This is a genomic window from Paraliobacillus ryukyuensis (genome assembly GCF_003315295.1).
Lineage (GTDB): Bacteria > Bacillota > Bacilli > Bacillales > Amphibacillaceae > Paraliobacillus > Paraliobacillus ryukyuensis.
Genome location: NZ_QNRI01000010.1, coordinates 81,992 through 106,614, shown reverse-complemented (window position 1 = coordinate 106,614; position 24,623 = coordinate 81,992). Strand labels below are relative to the sequence as shown.

The 24,623-nt window shown below is 35.2% G+C and carries 23 protein-coding genes; 13 read left to right on the top strand and 10 right to left on the bottom strand.

Translation table 11 applies throughout. The features are described 5' to 3' along the window. The first annotated feature begins 43 nt into the window (after positions 1-43). From DES48_RS13145 to phnE (DES48_RS13130), 4 genes are all read left to right on the top strand, one after another. Positions 44-1,099, top strand: a complete 1,056-nt coding sequence (locus DES48_RS13145; protein WP_113869840.1) for a phosphate/phosphite/phosphonate ABC transporter substrate-binding protein — start codon at positions 44-46, stop codon at positions 1,097-1,099. Positions 1,100-1,185: 86 nt separating this feature from the next. Beyond that, on the top strand, positions 1,186-1,959 hold the full coding sequence (phnC, locus tag DES48_RS13140; RefSeq protein ID WP_113869839.1) for a phosphonate ABC transporter ATP-binding protein: 774 nt from the start codon (positions 1,186-1,188) through the stop codon (positions 1,957-1,959). After that, on the top strand, positions 1,952-2,767 hold the full coding sequence (phnE, locus tag DES48_RS13135) for a phosphonate ABC transporter, permease protein PhnE (protein ID WP_113869838.1): 816 nt from the start codon (positions 1,952-1,954) through the stop codon (positions 2,765-2,767). Before phnC ends, phnE (DES48_RS13135) begins: the two co-directional genes overlap by 8 nt. 13 nt (positions 2,768-2,780) lie before the next feature. Beyond that, positions 2,781-3,590: a phosphonate ABC transporter, permease protein PhnE gene (phnE, locus tag DES48_RS13130; protein WP_079709214.1), complete on the top strand. Its 810-nt coding sequence runs from the start codon at positions 2,781-2,783 to the stop codon at positions 3,588-3,590. Between the two features lie 57 nt (positions 3,591-3,647). Here the strand turns inward: phnE (DES48_RS13130) and DES48_RS13125 are convergent, their stop codons facing one another. The 5 genes from DES48_RS13125 to DES48_RS13095 form a co-directional block, all read right to left on the bottom strand. After that, entirely contained in the window at positions 3,648-5,102 is a 1,455-nt protein-coding gene (locus DES48_RS13125) for a glycoside hydrolase family 1 protein (protein ID WP_113869836.1), read from the bottom strand. 78 nt (positions 5,103-5,180) lie between these two features. After that, on the bottom strand, positions 5,181-5,951 hold the full coding sequence (locus DES48_RS13120; protein WP_170126220.1) for a MurR/RpiR family transcriptional regulator: 771 nt from the start codon (positions 5,949-5,951) through the stop codon (positions 5,181-5,183). Positions 5,952-6,215: 264 nt separating this feature from the next. Then, on the bottom strand, positions 6,216-6,860 hold the full coding sequence (locus tag DES48_RS13110) for a YczE/YyaS/YitT family protein (RefSeq protein WP_245911457.1): 645 nt from the start codon (positions 6,858-6,860) through the stop codon (positions 6,216-6,218). A gap of 675 nt (positions 6,861-7,535) precedes the next feature. Then, positions 7,536-8,681, bottom strand: a complete 1,146-nt coding sequence (locus DES48_RS13100; RefSeq protein ID WP_113869832.1) for a CAP domain-containing protein — start codon at positions 8,679-8,681, stop codon at positions 7,536-7,538. An 86-nt stretch (positions 8,682-8,767) separates the two neighbouring features. Then, the gene (locus tag DES48_RS13095) at positions 8,768-9,454 is read right to left on the bottom strand and encodes a TerC family protein (protein WP_113869831.1); all 687 of its coding nucleotides are present in this window, start codon (positions 9,452-9,454) and stop codon (positions 8,768-8,770) included. Positions 9,455-9,635: 181 nt separating this feature from the next. Here DES48_RS13095 and DES48_RS13090 point away from each other — a divergent pair, with 181 nt between their 5' ends. The 3 genes from DES48_RS13090 (at position 9,636) to DES48_RS13080 (ending at position 12,953) form a co-directional block, all read left to right on the top strand. Then, positions 9,636-11,180, top strand: a complete 1,545-nt coding sequence (locus tag DES48_RS13090; protein ID WP_113869830.1) for a BCCT family transporter — start codon at positions 9,636-9,638, stop codon at positions 11,178-11,180. Positions 11,181-11,334: 154 nt separating this feature from the next. Further along, positions 11,335-11,595 carry a hypothetical protein gene (locus DES48_RS13085; RefSeq protein ID WP_113869829.1) on the top strand — a complete coding sequence of 87 codons (261 nt, stop codon included), beginning with the start codon at positions 11,335-11,337 and terminating at the stop codon, positions 11,593-11,595. Positions 11,596-12,122: 527 nt separating this feature from the next. After that, positions 12,123-12,953, top strand: a complete 831-nt coding sequence (locus DES48_RS13080; RefSeq protein WP_113869828.1) for a metallophosphoesterase — start codon at positions 12,123-12,125, stop codon at positions 12,951-12,953. Positions 12,954-13,042: 89 nt separating this feature from the next. Here the strand turns inward: DES48_RS13080 and DES48_RS13075 are convergent, their stop codons facing one another. Continuing rightward, positions 13,043-14,032 (bottom strand): aldo/keto reductase, encoded by a 990-nt coding sequence (locus tag DES48_RS13075; protein WP_113869858.1) that lies wholly within the window; start codon positions 14,030-14,032, stop codon positions 13,043-13,045. A gap of 174 nt (positions 14,033-14,206) precedes the next feature. On the opposite strand from DES48_RS13075, the gene DES48_RS13070 reads away from it, so the two are divergent. Then, on the top strand, positions 14,207-15,343 hold the full coding sequence (locus DES48_RS13070) for a hypothetical protein (protein ID WP_113869827.1): 1,137 nt from the start codon (positions 14,207-14,209) through the stop codon (positions 15,341-15,343). Positions 15,344-15,353: 10 nt separating this feature from the next. Here the strand turns inward: DES48_RS13070 and guaC are convergent, their stop codons facing one another. After that, on the bottom strand, positions 15,354-16,337 hold the full coding sequence (guaC, locus tag DES48_RS13065; protein WP_113869826.1) for a GMP reductase: 984 nt from the start codon (positions 16,335-16,337) through the stop codon (positions 15,354-15,356). Positions 16,338-16,583: 246 nt separating this feature from the next. On the opposite strand from guaC, the gene wrbA reads away from it, so the two are divergent. From wrbA to DES48_RS13050, 3 genes are all read left to right on the top strand, one after another. Next, positions 16,584-17,183: an NAD(P)H:quinone oxidoreductase gene (gene wrbA / locus DES48_RS13060; protein WP_079709225.1), complete on the top strand. Its 600-nt coding sequence runs from the start codon at positions 16,584-16,586 to the stop codon at positions 17,181-17,183. Between the two features lie 112 nt (positions 17,184-17,295). After that, the gene (locus DES48_RS13055) at positions 17,296-17,502 is read left to right on the top strand and encodes a hypothetical protein (RefSeq protein WP_079709226.1); all 207 of its coding nucleotides are present in this window, start codon (positions 17,296-17,298) and stop codon (positions 17,500-17,502) included. A 39-nt stretch (positions 17,503-17,541) separates the two neighbouring features. Continuing rightward, entirely contained in the window at positions 17,542-18,753 is a 1,212-nt protein-coding gene (locus DES48_RS13050; RefSeq protein ID WP_113869825.1) for an EAL domain-containing protein, read from the top strand. A gap of 90 nt (positions 18,754-18,843) precedes the next feature. Here the strand turns inward: DES48_RS13050 and DES48_RS13045 are convergent, their stop codons facing one another. Both DES48_RS13045 and DES48_RS13040 read right to left on the bottom strand, forming a co-directional pair. Then, complete coding sequence (locus DES48_RS13045) at positions 18,844-20,292, bottom strand: PH domain-containing protein (protein WP_245911456.1); 1,449 nt, start codon at positions 20,290-20,292, stop codon at positions 18,844-18,846. After that, on the bottom strand, positions 20,282-20,761 hold the full coding sequence (locus DES48_RS13040; protein ID WP_113869824.1) for a PH domain-containing protein: 480 nt from the start codon (positions 20,759-20,761) through the stop codon (positions 20,282-20,284). The genes DES48_RS13045 and DES48_RS13040 overlap by 11 nt, the downstream gene beginning before the upstream one ends. Positions 20,762-20,887: 126 nt before the next feature. On the opposite strand from DES48_RS13040, the gene DES48_RS13035 reads away from it, so the two are divergent. Continuing rightward, complete coding sequence (locus tag DES48_RS13035; protein ID WP_113869823.1) at positions 20,888-23,134, top strand: glycosyltransferase; 2,247 nt, start codon at positions 20,888-20,890, stop codon at positions 23,132-23,134. Positions 23,135-23,305: 171 nt separating this feature from the next. Beyond that, entirely contained in the window at positions 23,306-24,004 is a 699-nt protein-coding gene (locus DES48_RS13030; RefSeq protein WP_079709231.1) for a CBS domain-containing protein, read from the top strand. Between the two features lie 57 nt (positions 24,005-24,061). Here DES48_RS13030 and DES48_RS13025 read toward each other — a convergent pair whose 3' ends face one another. Then, positions 24,062-24,397, bottom strand: coding sequence for a thioredoxin family protein (locus DES48_RS13025; RefSeq protein ID WP_113869822.1), 336 nt, complete (start codon positions 24,395-24,397; stop codon positions 24,062-24,064). Positions 24,398-24,623 lie beyond the last annotated feature (226 nt).

Here is a 24,623-nt window from a genome sequence, read left to right as displayed (position 1 = left end):
TGTGTTTTGAGTTTATAAAAAGAAAAAAATAGGGGGAAAAAATATGAGTAAAAAATTAGCATTATTATTTAGTATCTTTGCGCTAATCGCTATTTTAGCTGCTTGTGGAAATAGTGATTCAAGTGATGAAGCAAATACTTCAAGTGAAGAAAGTGGTAATACAAAAATAGATGAATTATCCATTGGTTTTGTTCCTTCGCGTGATCCAGAAGAAATCACCACAGCTACAGAGCCATTAAAACAATTATTAACAGAAGAGATGGCTAAGCTTGGTTATGATATTGGTAATGTAGATATTACTGTTGGTACCAACTATGAAGCAGTTGGTGAATCACTATCTGCTGGTTCGTTAGATGTTGGATTAATTCCTGGTGGTACATATGTACTGTATGATGACGGTGCTGAAGTTATCTTAACAGCAACTCGTGCTGGTTTAAGCATTGACGCTGATGATCCAAAAGAGTGGAATGAGAATAAGCCAACAGAAGCTTCAGATGAGCAAGCAACAAGCTACCGTGGGTTATTTATTGCAGGTCCGTCTGAAACAGGACAAGCGCTTGCTGACAAAGTTAACAATGGCGAAGCGTTAACTTGGGAAGATTTAAACAGTGCATCATGGGCTGTGAGCTCTTCATCGTCACCGGCAGGTTACATTTATCCAGCGCTTTGGTTAGATGAAAATTATGATAAAACAATTACGGATTTAGATAGTGTTGTACAAGCAGATTCTTATAGTAGTGCATTTGCTCGTCTTGCAGCTGGTCAAACTGATGTACTTGTCACATATGCGGATGCTAGAAGAGATAATGCAGATGCATGGAAAGCTGAATTTGGTCGTGAAGCTTCCATTTGGGATGAAACAAACGTAATCGGTGTAACTCCTGGAATCTACAATGATACAATCAGCGTAAGTAAAAACTCTGATATTATGGATGAAGATTTGAAAGCTGCTTTACAAGAAGCATTCATCAATATTGCAAAAACAGATGAGGGTAAAGAAGTTATCTCAATTTACAGTCATGAAGGATATCAAAAAGCCGAGTCTTCTGACTACGATAACGAGCGTAAAGCGCAGGAGCTAGTTCGAGAATTAAATTAATTCTTAAATGAGAACATCGAGATTCATAGATGTTCTCATTTTTCCGTTATTTTTTTAAAGCTTTTTAAGAGAATAGGAGATTAAAAATGATTGAGTTTATCAATGTGGAAAAGACATATAACAATGATGTGAAGGCACTGCAAAACATCAATTTAAAAATAGATCAAGGCGAATTTGTGGGTGTAATTGGTTTATCTGGCGCAGGGAAATCTACGCTGCTACGTTGTATCAATCGCATGCATGATATCACACACGGAAGATTACTTGTTAATGACGTAGAAGTCGCATCATTAAGAGGAAAGGAAGTACGTCGATTTCGGCGTAATGTCGGAATGATCTTTCAATCCTTTAATCTTGTAACACGGACAACAGTACTAAAAAACGTCCTTGTTTCCTTTGTTCCTGAACTTCCATTATGGCGAAAAATCATAGGTGTTTTCTCTAAAGAGGATAAAATTAAAGCATTAGAAGCTTTGGATAAAGTAGGCATTTTGGATAAAGCATATGTCCGTGTTGATCAGTTATCTGGTGGACAACAACAGCGTGTCGCGCTAGCACGAGCGATTGCACAAGATCCTTCTATTATGTTGGCGGATGAACCAATTGCTTCACTAGATCCAGTGACATCAAAACAAGTGATGAATGATTTTAAACGAATTAACAAAGATTTTAATATGTCGATTATTCTAAATATCCACCATGTTGAAGTTGCTTTAGAATATGCTGATCGTATTATTGGGATTCGTGCCGGACAAGTGGTGTATGATGGCCCAGCAACTGACGTAACACAAGGCATTCTAGATGACATCTACGGTAATAAAGAAGCAGAAGTGCAAGAGGAGCGTCGTGACTATGTATGATAAGCTTTTTCCACCGAAACAAATGAAACTTTCCAATGGAAAAGTTGTTTCTGAGAAACGTTCACGGACACCACTCATTTTATTAATTATCGGCATAGCGATCATTGTATCTGTTCGTTTTACAGGGTTTGAATTTTCCGTATTACTAAACCGCGGTAAAGAATTCTTTGTTATTATTGGCGATATGATTCCACCGAAGTGGGAATATATTTCAAGCATTTGGAAGCCGTTATTGGATACGATCAAAATGTCTCTGTTAGGTTCTTTAATTGGAGCTGTTTTTGCAATTCCACTTGCAGTATTAGCATCTTCTAATATCATAAAAAGCAATATTGTTGTTGCTATAGCTAAAATTGTACTTAGTATTTTACGGACCCTACCAACTCTAGTAACTGCATTGGTTGCCACATTTATCTTTGGTTTAGGTACAATGGCAGGGACCATTGCTATTTTCCTATTCACGCTTGCCTATGTTGGAAAGTTACTATATGAACAAATTGAATCGGTAGATATGGGCGCATTTGAAGCAATGGAATCGGCTGGCATGACACGTGTACAAGCATTTCGTTATGCTGTTTTTCCTCAAGTATTACCGAACTATTTATCAACCTCATTATTTTGTTTTGAGGGAAATGTACGGTACGCTGCTATTTTAGGTTATGTCGGCGCAGGTGGTATCGGACTTATATTAGACGAAGGTTTAAGTTGGCGAGATTACTCAAGCGTTGGAATGATCCTACTTGTTTTAATTATCACTGTCTATTTGATTGAACAAGTTAGCGAGTATTTTAGGAAAAAGTTAGTCTAAGGGAGAAATAATTATGTTAAAAGTTGAAGATAAATTGATGGAGGAACCTAGAAATTATCGTTATATATTAATAATGACAACGATACTTGTACTTCTGTTCTATTGGTCACTGTCAGCAGTGAGTTTAGAAGATATGGAAGAAAGCGGCTTGTCGATAGCTGGAAATATTCTGAAAGGAATTGTCACGCCAGATTTGGGGTTGCTATTTGATTTTACAGAAACTGGCGTTATGTATTTATTAGTAGAGACAATGGCTATCGCTTTTTTAGGAACAATTATTGGAGCTTGCTTAGCGATTCCGCTTGCTTTCTTATCCGCATCCAATGTGGTACCTAAATCTGTTTCTATCATAACCAGATTGGTTCTAATTGTTATTCGTACAATTCCAGGTCTAGTTTATGGACTTATGTTCCTTCGTGTTACTGGAACAGGGGCTTTTGCTGGGGTATTAACAGTCGCTGTATTGTCCATTGGTATGTTAGCGAAACTGTTTGTTGATGCAATTGAAGACTTAGATACAAGTGTATTTGAATCAATGACATCAATTGGGTGTACGACATTTGAAAAAATCCGTTATGGAATTATTCCACAACTGTTTTCTATGTTTTTATCAATCATGATTTATCGTTTTGATATGAATCTTCGTGACGCATCCGTCTTAGGCCTTGTTGGAGCAGGTGGTATTGGTGCTCCACTTCTTTTCGCCATGCAATCGTATCGTTGGAATGAAGTAGGATCAATCTTAATTGGATTAGTAGCCTTAATATTGATTATTGAACTGTTATCTAATAGATTAAGAAGAAGGTTGGTTCGTGGTTTTTAAGGTATTAAAAAGAGATAGTAGCAATATTGCTACTATCTCTTTTTTAAATTATTAATCTTATAGTTCAGCACCATTTGTCGCAATAACATGTTTATACCAATCAAATGATTTTTTCTTCTTTCTCTCCAATGTACCATTACCATAATCATCTTGATCGACATAGATAAATCCATAACGCTTGGACATTTCAGATGTGGAAGCAGAGATTAAGTCAATACATCCCCAGCTGGTGTATCCCATAACATCGACACCTTCTTTGATCGCTTCACCCATTTCTTTAATGTGTGCGCGTAAGTAATCGATACGATAATCGTCAATGATAGATCCATCTTCTTCCACTGTATCATATGCACCTAGACCATTTTCTACAATAAACAATGGCACTTGATAACGATCATACAGTTTTTTCAGTGTAATACGAAGTCCTTTAGGATCAATTTTCCAGCCCCAATCAGAAGCTTTTAAATAAGGGTTTGGTACACCAGTAAAGAAGTTACCCTTTTCTTTTACGCGTTCAGCATCGCCGCTTGCTACCATCGTCATGTAATAGCTAAATGATAAGAAGTCGACTGTGTGTTGCGCAAGAATTTCTTCATCACCAGGCTGCATCTCAATGTGAATGCCGTTGTCTTTGAAGTAATTTAACATGAAGCTTGGATAGTAACCGCGCACTTGCACATCAGTGAAAAATAGATTTTTTTGTTCTTGGGTTAATGCTTCTAATACATCATCTGGGTTAGGTGTTTCTGGATAAACTTCCATACGTGCTAGCATACAGCCAATTTGAGCTTCAGGAATAATTTCATGACAAGCTTTTACTGCTCTAGCACTGGCAACAAATTGATGATGTAATGCTTGATAGACTGCTTGTTCCACATGCTCAACCTCATCAACTAAAATTCCGCTACCGATATATGGTTCCATTGTAGAAACATTAATTTCATTGAAGGTTAACCAATATTTAACCTTGTCTTTATAGCGATTAAAAACAGTTTTAGCGTAATTGGTAAAGAAATCAACAACACGACGATCTATCCAACCGTTGTATTTTTGTACTAAGTTTAGTGGAATCTCATAGTGAGATAATGTCACTAAAGGTTCAATACCATATTTCAATAATTCATCAAATACATTATCATAAAATTTTAATCCTTCTTCATTCGGCTCAGTCTCATCGCCATTGGGGAAAATTCTTGGCCAAGAAATAGATAAACGAAATGTTTTAAAACCCATTTCCGCAAACAATGCGATATCTTCTTTATAGCGATGGTAAAAATCAACACCGCGGCGTTTTGGGAAATTACCAGATGTATCTTGTGCTAATAATGTATCAAGTTCTTTTCGGCTACTAACGCCCATTTCAATATCTTTTGTTCTTTCTTCTTTTGGAATGAAAGAGATCATATCAAAGATAGATAATCCTTTTCCGCCTTCGTTATAAGCACCTTCTACTTGGTTTGCAGCAGTTGCCCCTCCCCATAAAAAATCTTTAGGAAAAACACTTTCAGTCATTATATTTCCTCCTAACAAGATGATAAATTTAACTATACTATCATTATAATAGACACAACGTTAATAAACTGGTCTAAATTAGACCAGTTTTGGTTTATCCACTTTTTGTCTGTATTGATCCTCTAACACATCAAACAAGCGAAGGAGGGTATAATTACTGACTGCTTTATTGTTCATATTTCCACAACGAAGTACGTCATTAAAAAACTTACTGTGTGCCGTTTCTTTTGAAAAAGTAATGAGTAATTTTTTACCTAAGGAAGCTTGAATTTTTTGTATAACTGCGAAATCTTCTGCAAGAATGTTTCCTTCAATCGAAATCGTAATGATCAAATCTTCCTCTGTTAGATCAGATAGAGTGTTAATTTGTTTAAAAAGATTCGTATGACACTCGCAATATTTTCCAAGTAAAAATAATTTTTTCTGTAATTCCAGCGCCTGTACTTGATGTTTCTCAAAACCTAAAATGACAATTTTGTTCGCATGATGGATACAGTCTATAATATGATTCATTTGTTCATCAACTATACTATCAATCACAGCCAAATTTTCATTCAACTGAGTTTCAAATGCTTTCGTATTGAGCACGACATCTGTTTCTAATCCAGTTGATGGATCAACGTTAAATGACACACTTTTTCGCAGATGAGAAAAATTCTTAAAGCCAATTCGTTTGCAGAAACGGTTAATCGTCGACGGTGCGACATTGCATACTTCAGCGACCATTTCTAACGAATAATCATGAATTTGATCTATATGTTCTAATAAACTTGTAGCTATAGAATGATTAATATCCTTCTCTAATGAATTGTTTATGTATGACAATAGATTATAAATTAATTGTTCCAAGCTTACCACCTCCATGCCATTTTATCATATTTATTAAATAAACCTATTTATATCGAAAATGATGAATCATAAATTACCATTTCTACAACAAACATTAATAATTGAGTTTCCGACTGTTTTGTTCGAAGCCTGCGCAAGTGGGGGAGAGCGTTTCGATCCATGCCTCCTTTTTATTTGTTTTATCCAAAAATAAGTGTGTGTCTATTTCGTTAAAATAAAAAAATACGACGTGAGCAGCTATTCTGCTTACGTCGTATTTTGTTCTTATTCTGTAAAAGTTATAGGTGGCATTTTCGGATGAACAAGTGGTTCAGCCACACGGGCTCTAAAAAATTGGATGAATGGGCCGAGGAAAAAAGCTAAAATAACTGTAGCAACACCGACAACTGCTCCAAACATAAAGCCAATAATAACGGCAGAGACGTCGGTAATCATTCGTGCAATAGAAAAACGGATATTACCATTGCTAACTTTCTCAATAACAAAAGCTAATGCATCATAAGGAGCCATCCCTAAGTCTGGTGTTACATAAAGCGCGACTCCAAGACTAGTAAGTGTGACAGCAACTAGCATAAACATCAACCGAAGTTCTAAACCTGGAATTTGTTCAAATAAGTTAAAATAAATATATACAAAGAAATCAGAGATGAAACCAATCCCAAACATATTAACAATGGTTCCTAATCCAATAGAGTTACGTAAATAAACGATCATTAATGGGAATAGGACGAGGTTAATAATGACTTGGAAGATACCTAATGACAGGTTTAACGTACTACTTAACCCTAAATTCATAGTTGAAAATGGGTCTGTACCTAAATTAGCAATACGCAATAAAGAGACTGCTAGACCAATAAACACATTACCTAAAATGACCAGTGCGACACGCCGAAACATTTGTGTTTGCAAATAAAGTTCTCTCCTCTATATGTAATAAAATATGGAAAAATCATTCATTGAATAGTATATCCGAATTTTTAACGGGGTGGAAGATTTAAAATCAATGTTTGTTAATTGAAAGATGATCTAGTGGTTATAAATTTTAAAAAATGAAAGGAGTAGGCTATGAAACAACTATTCTCAAATTACATACATTGGATATTAGTGGCATGTGTATGCATACAGCTAGTAACGTCCATTATATGGCAAGAGAATTGGTTGAATTTAATTTTTAGTTTTATTACTTCAGCTGTTGTGATTGTATTAGCTATTTCGATTGAACTAATGAGGTTGAGACAAAAGTGAATGAAGATCCCTGATAAACGAACGATGGATAAAATAGGTTATCCATCGTTCGTTTTTAGCTGGAAAACATAACTAAGTAACTGGGAATCTACGAGACTCTAGCGGGAACCGCGCATGTTTTCGATGGGACGAGTAATCACAGTCCCACGAGCCGAAGATCCACTTGGTAAAACGGCTAGAAGTTAGACGAAAACCGTCACGTCCTGTGACAACGTCTAACTGACCCACGTCCTGTGTGCCCGAGGCCGTGCCCCAGAACGCGAGTGTATTCTAGTTGCGATGGTTAAGCTCTCATCAATCATTCGTATACTGTAGTTTAAAATTAGCTTTGTCCCAGACTCATTTTGTGATAAAGTTCTCGGTATAAAATGGCTGGTTTTCGTCGTTAAATGCAACACCTATGGTTAGCATCTTAAAACCTGGTTTTAAGATATTTTCCCTATGCCCCATTGAATTCATCAACCCTTCATGAGCGAAGATACTACTCGGTTGCCCGGTTGCTAGATTTTCACCAGCCATCGTGAATGTTATTCCATCTAATTGTAATCGGTCAAAAGGTGATTGACCTTGCAAATTCGTATGACTAAAGTAGTTGTTTTTAGCCATGTCTGCACTGTGATCTTGTACGGTTTGCTGTGCTTGATCAAACCAAGTTAACGTATTTAATCCATGTTCTACCCTAGCCGCATTCGTTAAATCAAAAAGTTGATATTCCAGTCCTTGCCTTAACTCCTTGCTCGGCGTGGCAAAATAACTAGGCTTCTGGTTTTCTAATGTTTCACTAATAATTTGTACAGCAGTTATTGTATGGTTTTCATGAACATCATAAAAAAAGGTGATGTAATTTTGGTTCATATGAAACATGTCATATTCATCTTTCCCATTTATTTGATAATTCACCAACCCTTTGTTGATACTTTCTATTGGTTGCTCTAATTGTTTAAGCACGTCATCCATTGTATCTTCAAATGACAGGTCATAGGTTGAACTTAATAAAGACTGATTTGTGTATAAACCAGCAACCTGATCCGCTTGATCGTAAGTTACCATGACAAAATTGTGATAGTCTTTATGATAAGAAACCCACTCTGCGCCATATTGATTTTGGGTTGTACGTTGTGGTTGTCCAAGTTGCTCTTCCACGGCTTTACGATTATCTCCTATTTCAATATTTGCTATTGAAAATGATTGCTCTTTTGGCTGTTCAAGCGTTAATTTATCATGGTTCGTTTCTGTTGCTTCCTCATCGGTGTTATTTGCCATATCTTTTTTATCATCTTTAATGGATTGTACGAGTAAATGAACCCCTTGTTGAACGGTATTTATTGTATCTTGGATAAAGGGTGTTTCTTTTAAAGCTGAGACGTCGCCCTGTATCTCATGATACGTCGCTTCTATTCCATTTTCTTTTAAGGTGTTCCCATAAAAATACCAAAAAACACCCGCAAAACATAAGCATATAATGACAAACTTTAATTTTGCCAATTCCTCACCTCAGTCTTTCACAATAGTATGCTTATTTTATCAAGTTTATTGGTGAGAAACAATGAAGGAAATCAATCCATTACTTGTTAATAATCATCTGCTCGAATATAGCCGAGTAACAATATGGTCAGTGTTAATAAACATACGATAATCAAATTTAAATTTACGTTTGTTAGGTGCAGCAGAGCAATGAGTTTTTCATCAGATAAAATCATATCTCCAGCTGTCCAAGCTAAAATACCTGCTCCAACATAAACAATAATCCGAAAACGTTGTAGAAGCTTAACGATTAATTTGGATCCAAAGATCATAATAGGAATACTAATCATGACACCAATAATAATAAGTAGAAGATCCCCGTGCGCCGCCCCTGTTATCGCTACCACATTGTCTAAACTCATCACTGCATCAGCAATCACGATGGTAATAACAGCTTGAAAAATAGTTGCATGTGATTTCACCTTTTGACCTTCTTCTTTTTCTACTAATAATTGATAAGCGATCCATAGTAATATGAGCCCTCCAATAGCATGGATAAAAGGGATACGTAATAAAAATACAATAATAGTAGCAAAACAGATGCGTAGAATGATAGCACCAGCAGTACCTAAAAAAATCGCCTTATTCTGTTTTTCGCTAGTAAGAGATTTTGTTGCCATTGCAATAACAACAGCATTATCACCTGATAGGATCATATCAATGATAATAATTTGTAATAGTGTTAATGTGTTAAAAGATGAGAAATCTAGCACGGAATTTGTAAAAAAATCCATTTATTCACCCTCCATTATAAATAGAGCCTGTCCTTATCATCGTATGTGATAGGAATGAAAATAACCCTAAAAAATATCTAATGTCTATGAAGTTTACTTCATTAATTCCGGTGGTAGTAAAAATAGTACAACAAACTATACATTACGATAGTAAATCTACTACTTCTGGAGGCGAAATACAATGAATAATAACAAGCGAAAGAGTTTAATTGATTACTCAATATTTATTCCATCATTAATTATTTTAGCAATTATTTGCATTCCATTTTCTATGTATGAATCTGAGTCGTTAAATTTACTTAATCAGATTTTTGATTTTATAGTAGCTAATTTTGCATGGGGCTATATATGGTATGCCGTTATTTTAGTTGCTGCTGGTTTGTATTTTTCTTTTTCTAAATACGGGAATGTGGTCTTAGGTGATCCAATGGAAAAGCCAAGATTTACGTTATTTGAATATGCTTCTATTTTAATTGCCATGGGATTAGGTTCAACGATTATGCGCACTGGTATGGTGGAATGGGCGAATGTATCACTAAGTCCGCCATTTGGAACTGAATCTGGTTCTGGTGAAGCACTTCTATGGGGGAATGCCTATAGTATGTTTCTATGGGGATTACAAACATTTGCTATCTTTGTAATGGCAGCACCAGCATTAGGATATATCTTACACGTTCGCAAGCAACCGTTTATGCGAATATCTGAAGCATGTCGTGTGTTATTTGGCGATAAATTTACCGATGGTATTGGCGGAAAAATACTAGATATTATTTTTTTAATCAGTATTTTAGCAGGAGCAGCTGTTACGTTAGGTCTGGGAGCACCGATTGTCACGTATAATTTAGCAGAGTTATTCAATATTGACCAATCCTTTACATTAACGCTAATTGTCACGGTGATTTGGGTGTCTCTGTTTTCTATTAGTGCTTATTTGGGGATTGAAAAAGGGATCAAGCGCTTAAGTACATTTAATATGTATTTGGCAGCGATCTTTGCAATATTCGTGATAATTGCTGGACCAGGGATATTTATCTTGAATTATTTTACTGATAGTGTTGGTTTTTTAATTTCTAATTATATTGATATGTCATTATTTACTAATTCATTAGAAATTGGCGGACAAACTTACATCGAAAATCAAACAATCTTTTGGTTTGCTTATAACGCAACATGGGCAATGTTACACAGTGTCTTTGCAGCTAAAATTTCACAAGGAAGAACGATTAAGGAAATGATTCTAACTTATCTATTCGCTCCTTTAACCATCTCTTGGATTGCTACTGGTGTATTAGGCGGGTTAGGTGTCGATCGTTTCATGAATGGGGCGGTGGACGTGTTATCCATTGTAGAAAATGATGCAATGGCTGCAATCCCTGCAATACTACGAACGTTACCACTATCCACTATTGCGATTATTACCTTTATTATTGTGGCAATGATTTTCTTAACCACGACACTAGATTCAACGACCTATACTATTGCATCTTATACAGGTACAAGAGATATGAGTGGATCGGAGCCGTCTAAAAAACTGCGGATCATTATAGCAGCAGTGATTACTGCGATGGCATTGATTATGATGCAGATTGGCGGTCTCGAGCCCTTAGAAGTATTATCAGGTATTTTAGGAATCCCAATTATAGTTATTCAATTTTTAACAATTGCCGCTGCGAAGAAAATGATGGACCAAGATAAAGCTTGGCTGCATAATGTTCGGAAAAAGTAATATGAAAAGTCTCGCATACGGTGCGAGACTTTTTTTGGGAAATTACTAGACAGTCACGCTTAGCTAACAATATAATACTAGGTAATAATCTGAAAATAAGAGTTGACCAACAAAGGATAAGTTAATAAACTATCTCAACGAAGGAGTAAATGTCTTGTTGGATATAATCTTTGAAATTTTATCTATATTTATTTCTGGCACTTCAAAAGTAAATGAACAAGCTATTGCAAAGAATATCAAGGTATTGAAGCGGTATCCTTGGTTTGAAGACTTATTAAAGGAGCAAAGAAATCGTGATAAAATAATTTTTAACAAAAAGATTCGAAATATAATTGGAAGATGTAAAACAAACAAATTAAACAACGACCGTTATCAAGTTAAATTTCAATATCGTTTACTGCGTGCATTGAAATAGAACATAATTAAGATAGCAGAAAAGGCTTAGAATTTATCTGTTAATCTAAAGTTACTGTTACTAGTGAGAAGTAAGTAACAGGGCTTTATAGGAGACAGATATAACCGCTCGTCTAATGGTTATCAGTATAAAAAAATAGCTTTACTACTAAACAAAGGGTATGCTATAGTAATGGGGCGATGAGCTTTTTTGCATAAGACGAAAGATGAGCATTTAAATGCTAAACGTTACGTGGACTTAATGGTCTTTTCGCCGCAAAACATAGAACACTTGCTACAAGCAAGTATTAGGTCGATACCATACGGGTATCGACCTTTTTAATTGGCTTATTTACCAAAGCATACGGTAGAGCTTTTGATTTCTTATATTTGTATTGATGTGGCAAGATGTAGTAAGTGCCATGTTGTAGCCTCAGTAGGTTTATTTTGTTTATACATTTTGATATGTTAGGATATTACGCATATATTTTCCAGAAAATAAATGCTAAACTAATTTAATAACAAGATTCACGGAGAGAAGGTTTCGAAATGTTGAAAAGAAAAAAGCAGTTATTACTATATCCTAGTTTAGTATTAACTACAGCTGTTTGTTTGAAAGTTATTTATGATACCAATACATTTAAAGTTAATGAAGTGGATTTATATAGTACAAAACTTAGCGACGGATCATCGATAAAAATTTTACAGTTAACAGACATACATAATAGAATTTTTGGAAAAGACCACCTACCATTAATTAATAGGATAGATGAGTTACAGCCAGATATTATTGTTATTACTGGTGATTTAGTTGATCGAAAGACAACAGACTTAACGGCTATGTTTCGCTTAATTGAAAAGATAGTTACTATAAACAAACATGTTTATTTTGTATCAGGCAACCATGAATGGGATAATTTTAAAAAAGATCGATTAATGGATGGATTGGTCGATCGTGGAGTTCAATTAATGGATAACACCAATATTATTCTAGATATTAATCATAATAAACTTCAGTTAGCGGGTGTTGCTGATTATTCAACAGAACATGATAATCTATCTGAAGCGATGTTGGGGTTGCAATCAGAGAACTATACGTTATTGCTTTCGCATGCACCTGATTTGGTGAATACCTTAATGAATGAATCGATTGACTTAATTTTATCAGGTCATACCCATGGCGGTCAGATTAGGATTCCATTTATTGGTGCATTAGTTGCTCCAGATCAAGGTTATTTTCCAGAATTAGATAAAGGCTTATATCAATGGAAACCTGACCACTATCTCTATATTGATAGTGGACTGGGAACGACTAAGCTGCCGCTCCGGTTATTTAATCAAAGTCAGATGTCGTTATTGACAATCAAAGGAAAAAAATAATGTTACCTTCCTTTAATCGAAAACAAGCATGATCAATGCAGTAACCACTTGATCATGCTTGTTTTCGGTTTATTTCGTTAATTTTCATCTCAAGTCTTCGGTATTGGTGCTTTTTCTGAAATTAATTTCTTATTGCGAAGTTCTTCCCAGAATGTAAGAGGGATCTCTTCATCCATTGCTTTAATATCCTCTTTTATCCGATCTGGTCTAGTTGAACCAGGAATAATCGCCTTCACGACTGGATGAGCAGCTGAAAATTGTAATGCAGCTGCTTTAAGCGATATATTATGGTTATTCGCAATTGCTTTTAATTGATTTACTTGTGTTTTAGCTTCGTCTGTAATTGGTGCGTAATCAAAATGCTTTCCGCCTAATAAAGCACCTGAGTTATAAGGGCCTCCTACAACCACGCCCATTTCTTTTTTATAGGCTTGAGGCATCATTCCCTCTAAAGCTCGTTCGTGCTGCATCAGAGTATATTGTGTTGCTGAAAGACTTAAATTAGGTGTAACTTCTTCCAGTTCCATGGCCAACTCAATAGGAATAGTTGTATTTACACCAAGCCCCCATGACTTAATTACCCCTTCATCTCGCAGTCGATTTAGTGTCTTGAATGCTCCATTTCGAGCTTCATCAAATTTGGTTATCCAATTATCTCCCCAAAAGTCAGGAGAAAGGTCATGGACAAATACCATATCTAAATAATTGGTCTGTAAACGTTTGAGGCTTTGTTCAATTGAGCGTAACGTTGTATCCTCAGAATAATCGGTTAACACTTTGTTCTTCCGTCCGTCAGCAAATAAACCTGACTTTTCTTCTTTCTCGTCTAACATTACACGACCAACTTTTGAACTAAGGACAAACGATTCTCGATCATAAGCAGATAGCACTTCTCCCAGCCTATTTTCAGCTAGACCGTAACCATAAAATGGCGCTGTATCAAAATATCTCACTCCAGCATCCCAAGCAGATTGCACCGTTTGATGCGCTTCTTGCTCACTTACATCTCGAAACATATTTCCAAGCGGCGCGGTGCCTAATCCTAATTTTTTTATTAGGGCTTTATTTAAAAATTCCATTGACATTAAACTACCTCCTAACAAATTCTACTACTATTGTGTCTTTTCCCAATCTATCTAATAATAAAACCGTTATAGGAGCAGTCTTATATCACATACATAGCAAATGATTAAATTTGTAAATAACGGGTAACAAACTATATAGAAAAAGGAGGAAAAGGAGTTTTAAGTTTTATGGAGAAATTAACGGTTGGTATCATTTGTGCACCAGAATTACCGACTAAAATCACAAAAGAAATATTAGAAGAATTAAAAAAGCGATTTGCTCAGTCAGTGTCTAACCAAATAGAGTGGGAGTTGGATTATAAAGTTGATCAGCTTACTGGTGCAGCTGAACAGGCTCATGAAATCTTTGATACAGCAGAGAAGCTAAAACGGCAAAACAACTGGAACTATGTAATTTGTCTGACAGATTTACCAAAACATTCAGTTAAACATGAAACTGTATTGGCAGACTTAGATTTTGATAAGAGAATTGGTCAAATATCTTTGCCTGCATTTGGTTTTCCACCAATGAAAAATAGAGTTAAGAAGAGCATTATTCAGGTAATGCAAGAACTATACCAGGCTAATACGCTTCCACCAACTACATCAAACTTCAATGAAAATAAAATTAAACGTCAATTTCCGTTCTCCTCTATTAAGAAAACGCACGATATTGAAACGGAATCAAATGTTGATGCGCGTTATCTGGTTATTCCAGCTATCAATGGGAAACTTCGTGTTCTGGCAGGAATGACATTTGCAAACCGTCCTTGGCTCTTGCTTACTTCCTTTAAGCCTATTATTGCGGTTGCATTTGGAACCGGTGCTTACTCGATTATCTTTACAACGTTGTGGCAGCTTAGTGTGAACTATTCCATCTTTCGATTAGCAGCACTCATGTTGGTTTCTTGCATTAGCATGATTATTTGGATGATTATATCGCACGACTTATGGGAAAAACCAACAAAAAAAGGGAAGAAAAGAATTAGAATACTCTATAATACGGCCACAATATTTACATTGTTGATCGGGGTATTAGTTTTTTATCTGATTCTATTAGTTTTTTTCTCGATCGCGATTATGGTTTTTGTGCCGCCAGAAATGTTTAAATCAGTGACAGAATTAGAGGGGAATGTCACACTATTTAGCTTTTTACGTTTATCATGGCTAGGAACTTCTGTCGCAATATTAGCAGGTGCAATCGGAGCTGGGTCTGCTAATCCTGAAATAGTTCGCAATATCGCTTATGGTTATAGACAATATCAAAGGTACAAAGAATTACAAGTTGAAAATGAAAAAAATACGAAAGAAAAAACGGCTGAGTAACAGCCGTTTTTTAATATACTTTATCACCATTAAAGATTGAATTTTTAACAACAACATAGTCAACGTTACGGATAGCATCTAGGCGAGTACCGCCTGCATAAGAGATAGAAGATTGTAAGTCTTGTTTCATTTCGGTTAATGTATCTACCAGTGCCCCCTTATGTTTAACATACATTCTTTTGCCTTCCACATTTTTCTTTTCACCTTTTTGAAATTCCGATGCAGAACCAAAATATTCTTTAAATAACTTGCCATCTTTTTCGATCGTTTCACCTGGAGATTCTTCGTGACCAGCAAATAGTGACCCAATCATCACCATGGAAGCACCGAAGCGAATTGATTTGGCGATGTCACCGTGTGTACGAATACCACCATCTGCGATAATTGGTTTACTAGCTGCTTTGGAACACCAGCGTAAAGCTGCTAATTGCCAACCACCAGTACCAAAACCAGTTTTAATTTTTGTAATACATACTTTTCCAGGGCCAATCCCTACTTTTGTTGCATCAGCACCTGCATGCTCTAATTCTCTTACGGCTTCGGGTGTACCGATATTTCCGGCAATAACAAATGTTTCAGGTATATATTGTTTAATATGTCTAATCATATTAATAACCGCATTTGAATGTCCATGTGCAATATCAATTGTAATATAGTCAGGTACAAGATTTTGTTCTTGTAATGTCTCTATGAATTGGTATTCTTCCTCTTTAACCCCAACACTAATGGAAGCAATTAAGTTTTGTTGGTGCATGTTTTTGATAAAATTAATTCTTGTTTCCGGTTCAAAACGATGCATGATATAGAAATGGTTATTTTGAGCTAAGAATAAGGCAATATTTTCATCGATAATGGTTTGCATGTTTGCTGGTACAACCGGCAATTCAAATGTGTGTTTTCCTAAAGTAACGGTTGTATCACATTCAGATCGACTGTTTACAATACACTTTGCGGGAATTAATTGAATATCTTCATAATCAAAGACATTTTCCATAGTTAACACTCCTAAATACGAATGAAATTTCATTCATTCAACAAAATTGTTCGTCCATAGGATAATGTAACGCATTTTTGAATCATTGTCAAAACATTTAACAATTAATAAAATGAGCATTTATCTTGAAATCAAGACAAATAATTAGTATAGTTTTATTTAGAAACCAAAATAATTAGGTTTAAAATTATTTTGGTTTGGGTATAAAAATAAAATAAATTAATAAAGCGAAGGAGATGTTTATTAATGGTAAAAGTAGCAGTAATATACTACAGTTCAACAGGAACGAACTATCAACTGGCAAAATGGGCAGAAGAGGCGGCTAAAGCTGCTGGGGCAGAAGTGAAAGTTGTTCGAGCTCCTGAAAATGCGCCTGAAGCTGCTGTAGCGTCAAACCCAGCTTGGAAAGAGCATATTGAAGCAACGAAAGATGTACCTGAGGTAACTTCTGATGTTATCGAATGGGCAGATGGTATTATCTTTAGTGTCCCAACTCGTTTCGGAGCGGTACCTTCCCAAATGAAATCAGTAATTGACTCACAAGGTGGGCTTTGGGCTACAGGTAAGACAGTAAATAAAGTTGTTACAGCAATGACTTCTGCTGCTAATCCGCACGGCGGTCAAGAAGCAACTTTACTTAACCTTTATACAGCAATGATGCACTGGGGAGCGATTATTGTGCCACCAGGATATTCAAACGAGGTTCTTTATGGTGCAGGCGGTAATCCTTATGGAACAAGTGTGACACAAGGGCAAGATGGTAAAATGGTAGAAGATGTGGAAGGTGCAGTAAAACATCAAGCGAAACGTCTTGTTGAAGTAACAACAAAAGTAGCTGGAGAATAAAGTTTAAAAACCAATCGGGATTCCTGATTGGTTTTCTTTTTGCTTATTTTGCTTCATTAAAAATATGCTACAATAAAATAGATAAAGAAACAAAATGTTGGAGGAACATAAAATGAATCAGTTTACACGTTATCAGATCTTTTTAGTATTGTCTTTGTTTCAATTAATTGGTTTTTTAGGTTTTGGGTATTTGGCTTATTACAAATTCCCAAGCAGTAATATTGCCTGGATTGTAGAAGGGCTATTATTTTTAGCTGTTATTTTAAATATCGTGTTTTATTTCTATTTTAAAAAACTATTTTACAAACAGGGGAAATAACTAAATTTGTTGAACGGGAGCTCGAAAGGGGGATAATGAATGGATCCATTAGATATCGTAAGTAACTTAGATAAAGTAAAACCTGTTTATCAACCAATCGTCAGTGCTATTAAACATTCCGTGGTTGGTTATGAATTGTATGGCAGATATTATCATAACGGAGACTGGGTTAGTCTAGGGCCATTTTTTAGAGACCAAGACGTTCCTGAAGAATTTAAAGTGGAAGTCGACCAGCATTTATTACATATTGCTGTAACAGAGATACTTGAAACAAACACGGATGGTTTGTTGTTTATTAATCGAACCGTCAAAGAACTACTTTATAATAACGGAGAAGATTTACTACAGGCACTTAAGAAATTCGAGAAAAAAGGCTTTATGATGGAACGGGTTGTAGTTGAAATTATGGAAGAAGACTTTGATTATGATTTCGAAAATATTAATCATCTTATTCTTTATTATAAAACTTACGGCATCCAAATAGCAGTAGATCATGTAGGTGCAAAAAGTTCAAATCTCGATCGAATTCGTCAATTAGAGCCACATATCTTAAAAATAGATACGCGCTTAATCGGTAATTTAAGAGCAGAAGGGTTTCAGGATGTCATGTATTCACTCGCTATGCTTGCCCATCGAATTGGAGCTGCACTTTTGTTTGAGAATATTGAAGAAGACTTTCATCTTTATTTTGCATGGAAACATGGTAGCCGCTATTATCAAGGGTTTTATTTAGCAAAACCATTGGATTATCCGTCTCGTAAAGCACTTGGAGTTGACGTGAATACGAAAGTAATGGAGTATATTCAACAGGAGAAAGATTTAGTAAAGAAACGACTCGATCTTGTTTTTGAATGGGAAAAAAGGTTAACAAACGTTATTACCCAATGGCAAGGACCTCAATTAGTTGACGAGTTTATTCAAATAGTAACGAGTTATTTTAAAGACGAAAGTTTTCGTGTGTACATTTGTGATAGTGATGGGCAACAAGTATCATCTAACTTTCGGAAAATTGAGCATAATTGGTTGGTGCAAGCAGATCAAAAAGGTTCAAATTGGGCTTTCCGTCCATATTTCCTTGAGAATATGATGCAAATGCGAGCAACGGGTAAAGGAATACTGTCAGATGTTTATTCAGATATCGAAACAAGAGAATTAACGCGTACGTTTAGTTTTCCATTATCCGAATCTTATTTCTTATTTATTGATCTAGGATATGCTTATCTATTCGAACACGATTGCTTGTTAATCTAATATGCAGTGAATAAAATTAAAATACAAAACCGCAAATGATGAACTATGCTTTGTCATTTGCGGTTGTTTATCTTGTTTTAAAAAAACTATTTAACCTTTCGTTTGATAAGAATACCACTCTCCAATTGCATCTGCGCCATCACTTTCTATTTCATTTAGTTTGTAATGACGGCCTGCAAAATTATTTAATATCGATGAGTTTGTCGTTGCTAAACGCTGCTTTCGATGTAAAACATGTTGCTGTGTTTCAAATGCTTGCATTCGCCTGCGTCTTAACATAATAATATCTTTAGAAAAATGACGTAAGCGAAGTGTTAATTGTTTATCTGTTAGATTATATCCATTGGTCCGGAAACGCAAGAAACCAAAGATGATAGAAATTGCGAGAATTAGTAATGGAACCCAAATCCATTTGAACCAAAAAAGAGCCACAATAATTGAAGCAATAATTGGCAACCATGCTGCTCGAACGAAATAATAAGGCAGTGCTCGTTTCGGTATTGACTGAAATTTATCTGGTAGTGCATTGTATTCTGGAATGATCTCAGCTAAGAATGTTTTGATTTCTTTTTTAAACAAAATAGGGAAAAGTAATGTTTCTGTCCCCTCACGCTCGTCAACTTCACCACCAGCAATCTCTACAAAAACGGTTGCTAAGCCAAGTGGTTCTCGAATAATAGATTGCTTAATACCTACTACTTGAATGCGTTTTAGTGGTATAGTCATCTGTTTTTTTTCTAATAGACCGCGCGTAATGTACAATTCCTCTTCGTAACGGGTGATAGTGAAATTACCATATTTAATTAATGTACTTAATATCCCAACGATATATATTCCAATCAATAAAATAATACTTAATAAAATTATAGTTGGGACTGCTTGGCTAAAAATCCAACTTGTTGTTTCTTCGTAAAATGAATCAGGGATTAAAGACTCTGCCTCTGAAGAAGCAAAACCGATAAGAGCTAAGAGAATACCAAAACTACCAGAAGTGGATCCTGCAAGAATAAGCATTGGCCATGAGATTTGTCGTGTAGGGTATTGTTTCTCAACTTGTTGATCTACCTGATTATCCTCTGTATCAACAGGTGTGTTGTTGTTATGGTATTTCAGTTGACCATGTAACCATTTTCCTTCAGCAAATGTTACCGCACTCAAAGAAGCGTCTACATTTAAATTACTACCAGCTGTTTCAATTTGAACTTTGGTTAATCCAAATATACGATGAATCACGTTCTGGGTTAAATCTATCGATTGGATACGATGCTTAGAGATCGTTCGTTTCTGTCTGACGAATACTCCTTGCTCAATTCGTAATTGGTCATGTTCTATTTGGTAAGTAAAGCGCAACCATTTTAATATGCTGAATCCAAATAAAAAGACAATAACAATTATTAAACCTAAGATCAAATGCAACCATTTAAAATCATTGATCACTAATAGAATAATAGGTAGTAATGCAAAAAAGATTTGCCTAGTAGTCGTGATAACATGAAACAGTATAGATACTGGATGTAGTCGTTTCGCTTCAGACATCATCTTGTTCCACCCTTGCTAATTCAGAAATCTGATCCCTTAACCCATAAGCTTCGTGTTCTAGTAACGCAGGAATTTCATGGACTGTTGCGGCAGTCGAAATTGTTAAACTGGCCAAGTCATATTTCTTCAAAATGGGTCCTTGTTTTGTATCTACATGTTGTACTCTAGCCATCGGGACTAAGGTACGAGTAACAATTAGAATACCATATTGTATGTATATTTCTTGATCGAAAATCTCATAACGCCATCTACGCCAACGTAATTTTGGAATAATAAAGATTGTTATAGTACCTAAAATAATATCTAGACCAAAGAATCCAATTCCATACCAGTATGAAAATGAAAATACGTTTCCTAAAATCAAGATGATTATGCCAATCAAAATTCCGATAGAAAGTTGTATGCTAGCAGAAATTTGCCATGCTTTAATTGCATCGTTTGCGATTTGCTTTTGGGGTGTTTGTTTCATTGCGTCATCTCCTTTCTATATAGTTATACGTTTTGTTATAAAAATGGTTTCATCTTGATAGGTAAAAGGGAATTGTGATTTTAGATTATTTAAAATCACAATTAAAAATTGGAGTGCTGAGATAAAATGAATGATATTGGAATCTTATGGCTTATATTTATAATAGTAACATTATTTATCTCCTATTACTTTTCTAAGAAAAATTTTTTTGCTAGACGTTTGTTATACACTACTTTTTTAGTAGTGAATTTTATTTATTTACTATGGCGAACAAGTTTCACCCTTCCTGAATCAGGTGTACTAAGCCTGGTGTTAGGTGCTCTTTTACTAATTGCAGAATGGGCAGGATTTAGTCAGTCTATTGTGTTCACCATCCTATCGTGGTCTCCATTTAAACGAAAAGAAGCGGTGATAACCGCATTTGAGGAGCTGCCTAGAGTAGATATCTTTATTGCAACCTATAATGAACCAACTGATTTATTGCGGCGAACGATCACTGCTTGTCAGTTACTAGAATATCCGCAAAATAAATTGAACATCTACGTTTGTGACGATGGCGATCGTGGGGAGGTTAGAGCTTTATCCTCTCACCTAGGCGTTCATTATATCAGAAGGGATGATAACACACATGCCAAAGCCGGAAATTTAAACCACGCAATGACGAAAACAAATGGAGAGATTATTGTAACGATGGATGCAGATATGGTACCGAAATACAATTTTTTAACACGTACGATCGGATACTTTACTGACTCAGATGTCTCTTTTGTACAAACACCACAAGTTTTTTATAATGCAGATGCGTTTCAATATAACCTTTTCTATGAAGATAGGATTACTAATGAACAAGACTTTTTTATGCGACAATTAGAACAAGGAAAAGATAGGTTTAACGCAACCATGTATGTAGGAAGTAACGCACTTTTCAGAAGAACTTCTTTAGAAGCAATTGGCGGTTTTGCTACTGGCGTTATTACGGAAGATATGGCTACCGGGATGTTGCTTCAAACTAACAATCAGAAAACAGTTTTTGTTAATGAGACATTAGCTGTGGGACTATCACCAGAAACATATGCTGATCTATTAAAACAACGAGATCGGTGGGCTAGAGGTAATATTCAAGTAGCACGAAAATGGAATCCATTGCGATTAAAAGGATTAAGTTTTATGCAAAAACTATTATATCTTGATGGCATTCACTATTGGTTTTTTGGTATCTATAAACTTATTTATCTGCTTGCACCTTTACTATTTTTAGTATTTTCGATTTATAGTATTGACACTGATTTAGAAACACTAGTAATTTTTTGGCTACCGGCATTTCTTTCTTCCCAATTTGCCTTTAGAAGAATTGCCAGTAGTAAACGAACAACATTTTGGAGTCATGTCTATGAAGTGGCTTTAGCACCTTTTATGGCTGCATCTGTATTAGGAGAATTGATCCTTAAGAAAAATTTTAATTTTAGTGTAACCCGAAAAGGAGTTCAAAGTCAGAACCGGCAAATTTTATGGAGAACAACCTTTCCGTATGTATTGTTAACCATATTTTCTTTAATAGCTATTGCTATGGTGAACTTACATTTGTTCACATCAATTGAATTTTATCAAAGCAATGACATGCTGATCATCAACATTTTTTGGATATTTTATAATCTATTAGCCATTCTAGTTAGTTTAGTTATCTCCGTTGAGCGTCCAAGGTTTAGAGGGGCTGAAAGGAGTAATGTCGAGATAAGCGGTTATTTAATTAGTGAATTTGGAACAAAATACAAATGTAATATTGTGGATTTAAGTGAGAGCGGAGCAAGAATTGAATTAGTAGATACTATAAGTGAAGGTCAATTGGATGGTGGATCACTATATTTAGAAATAAAAGAAATACCGAAGTTAAAAGTGACAAAACAATGGATAAGCCAGCAAGCCAATCATAATTACATGGGAGTTTCTTTCCAAGCTCTTAGTCAAGCACAATATGCTGCTCTAATTAGCATATTATTTACGCATTCTAAAGATATTTATTCAAACCAAACGTATGTAAATGCATCTTTATTTTATGTATTTCTTCGCTTTTTAAAGCATTCAAGGAAAACGCCGAAACAATTAGAAAGACAGCGAATGAGGGAAAAGGTTAAACTTAAAGGGAAATTGTCTACAAGTAAAAATGAAATGCCAGTTACTTTGTTAGACTACAGTTTAAATGGTTGTCAGATTAAAAGTAAGAAAAAGTTAAGAAAAAATCAACGAGTTGAGTTAGAAGTTAATTACCACACAAAAGAGAAAGTGAAAGCGAGAGTGATGTGGGTACAAAAAAGAGGGGGCACGTACTATGTAGGACTTAAATATATTCATGATACAATTGAATTAGGTGCGTGAGTTATTACCAAATCACCAGGCTCATTAGTGCCAACTATTCTGATATAAATGTGCATTTCAATCATATCTCTCATGATAAACCGGTCGGTAGGGGACACTACTGATCAGATTTTTAAAGTTCATTTTATCGGTAGCTTATCAAAAAATATAAATAGCATAGGAGTGATGACAATGACTAATGCTGATCGATTTGTAATAGCATTTAACAAAATAGAAAAATTCTTTGATAAACAGATAGAGGATAAAAAATATATTCCATTCTATCGTTCTGTTCAACGATTGAGCCACACTCACCCTGTTGTTAAACGATATAAAGACGATTTATTAGAATACTCCGAGTTACGTAATGCCATCATACATGAACGAACGGAGGCAGATTATGCAATAGCGGAGCCTCATAATGAAGTAGTGTTTCAAATTGAGAAAATTGCCGACGAGCTAACGGCTCCTAAGTTAGTGATTCCAACCTTTAAAAAACAATTAAAAATTGTACAAGGGAAAGATTTATTAAAAGATGTGTTACATATTATCAAACAAACAGACTATTCTCAATTTCCTGTTTATCAAAAAAAGCAATTTATCGGTCTTTTAACCGATAAAGGAATCACTCATTGGTTAGCCAAAAATACCAATGATAATAACAAGGGGTTATTCCAAACAACCATACTGGAAATGATTAAAAATGATAAACGTTCACGTAATTACCTCTTTATTCATAAGTATATGACTATTTATGAAGCAGAAGAGATCTTTTTAACAAAGTTAAAAGAGCAGAAGCGCTTGGATGCTTTACTAATTACCGAAAATGGGAAACAAACCGAAACAATTCTCGGAATGGTGACAACTAATGACCTTATTCATATTCCTTAATTGAATCAAAAAAAGAGGGTGAAACAGGATTGTTTTGTCCATCTTTTTGTTCTGCGATTATTCAAAATAACCATCGTAGATCTGCTTTACTGTAGCTTCAAATCGATCAAGTGGAACGATCCTTGCTCCGCGATAAAATTCCTTGTTATCCACAAACAATAACACAACTGGTACAGTGAAAATAGAAAATGCCCCTGCTACTTCTGGTACTTGATCTGCACTTACCTCGCTAGTCGCTATTTTAGGATACTTATCCATAATATGTTGTATTTGTGGTTTCAGACTATGACAGACACTACAATTTTCTCGCGATATATATACAAGTGCAACATCATTTTGTTCAATAAAGCTAGTTAGGTTTTCCATAGCGTTAATTGCTTCAAATTGAGACATTTCGTTTGCTCCTTTTCATATGTTATTGCTTAATTTAAACATAAAGTTACTAGAATCGACAAATTCGATGCTTATTATTAGTTGATAACTACTAGTTATGGTCGATAATAACTATAAATAAGAAAGGGGAGACGTGAATTAATTATTACAATTGGAATTTATGTGCATAATATAAATAGTCTATTTTCGATGAATTACAAACTAATTTGTTATCCAAAAACAAAAA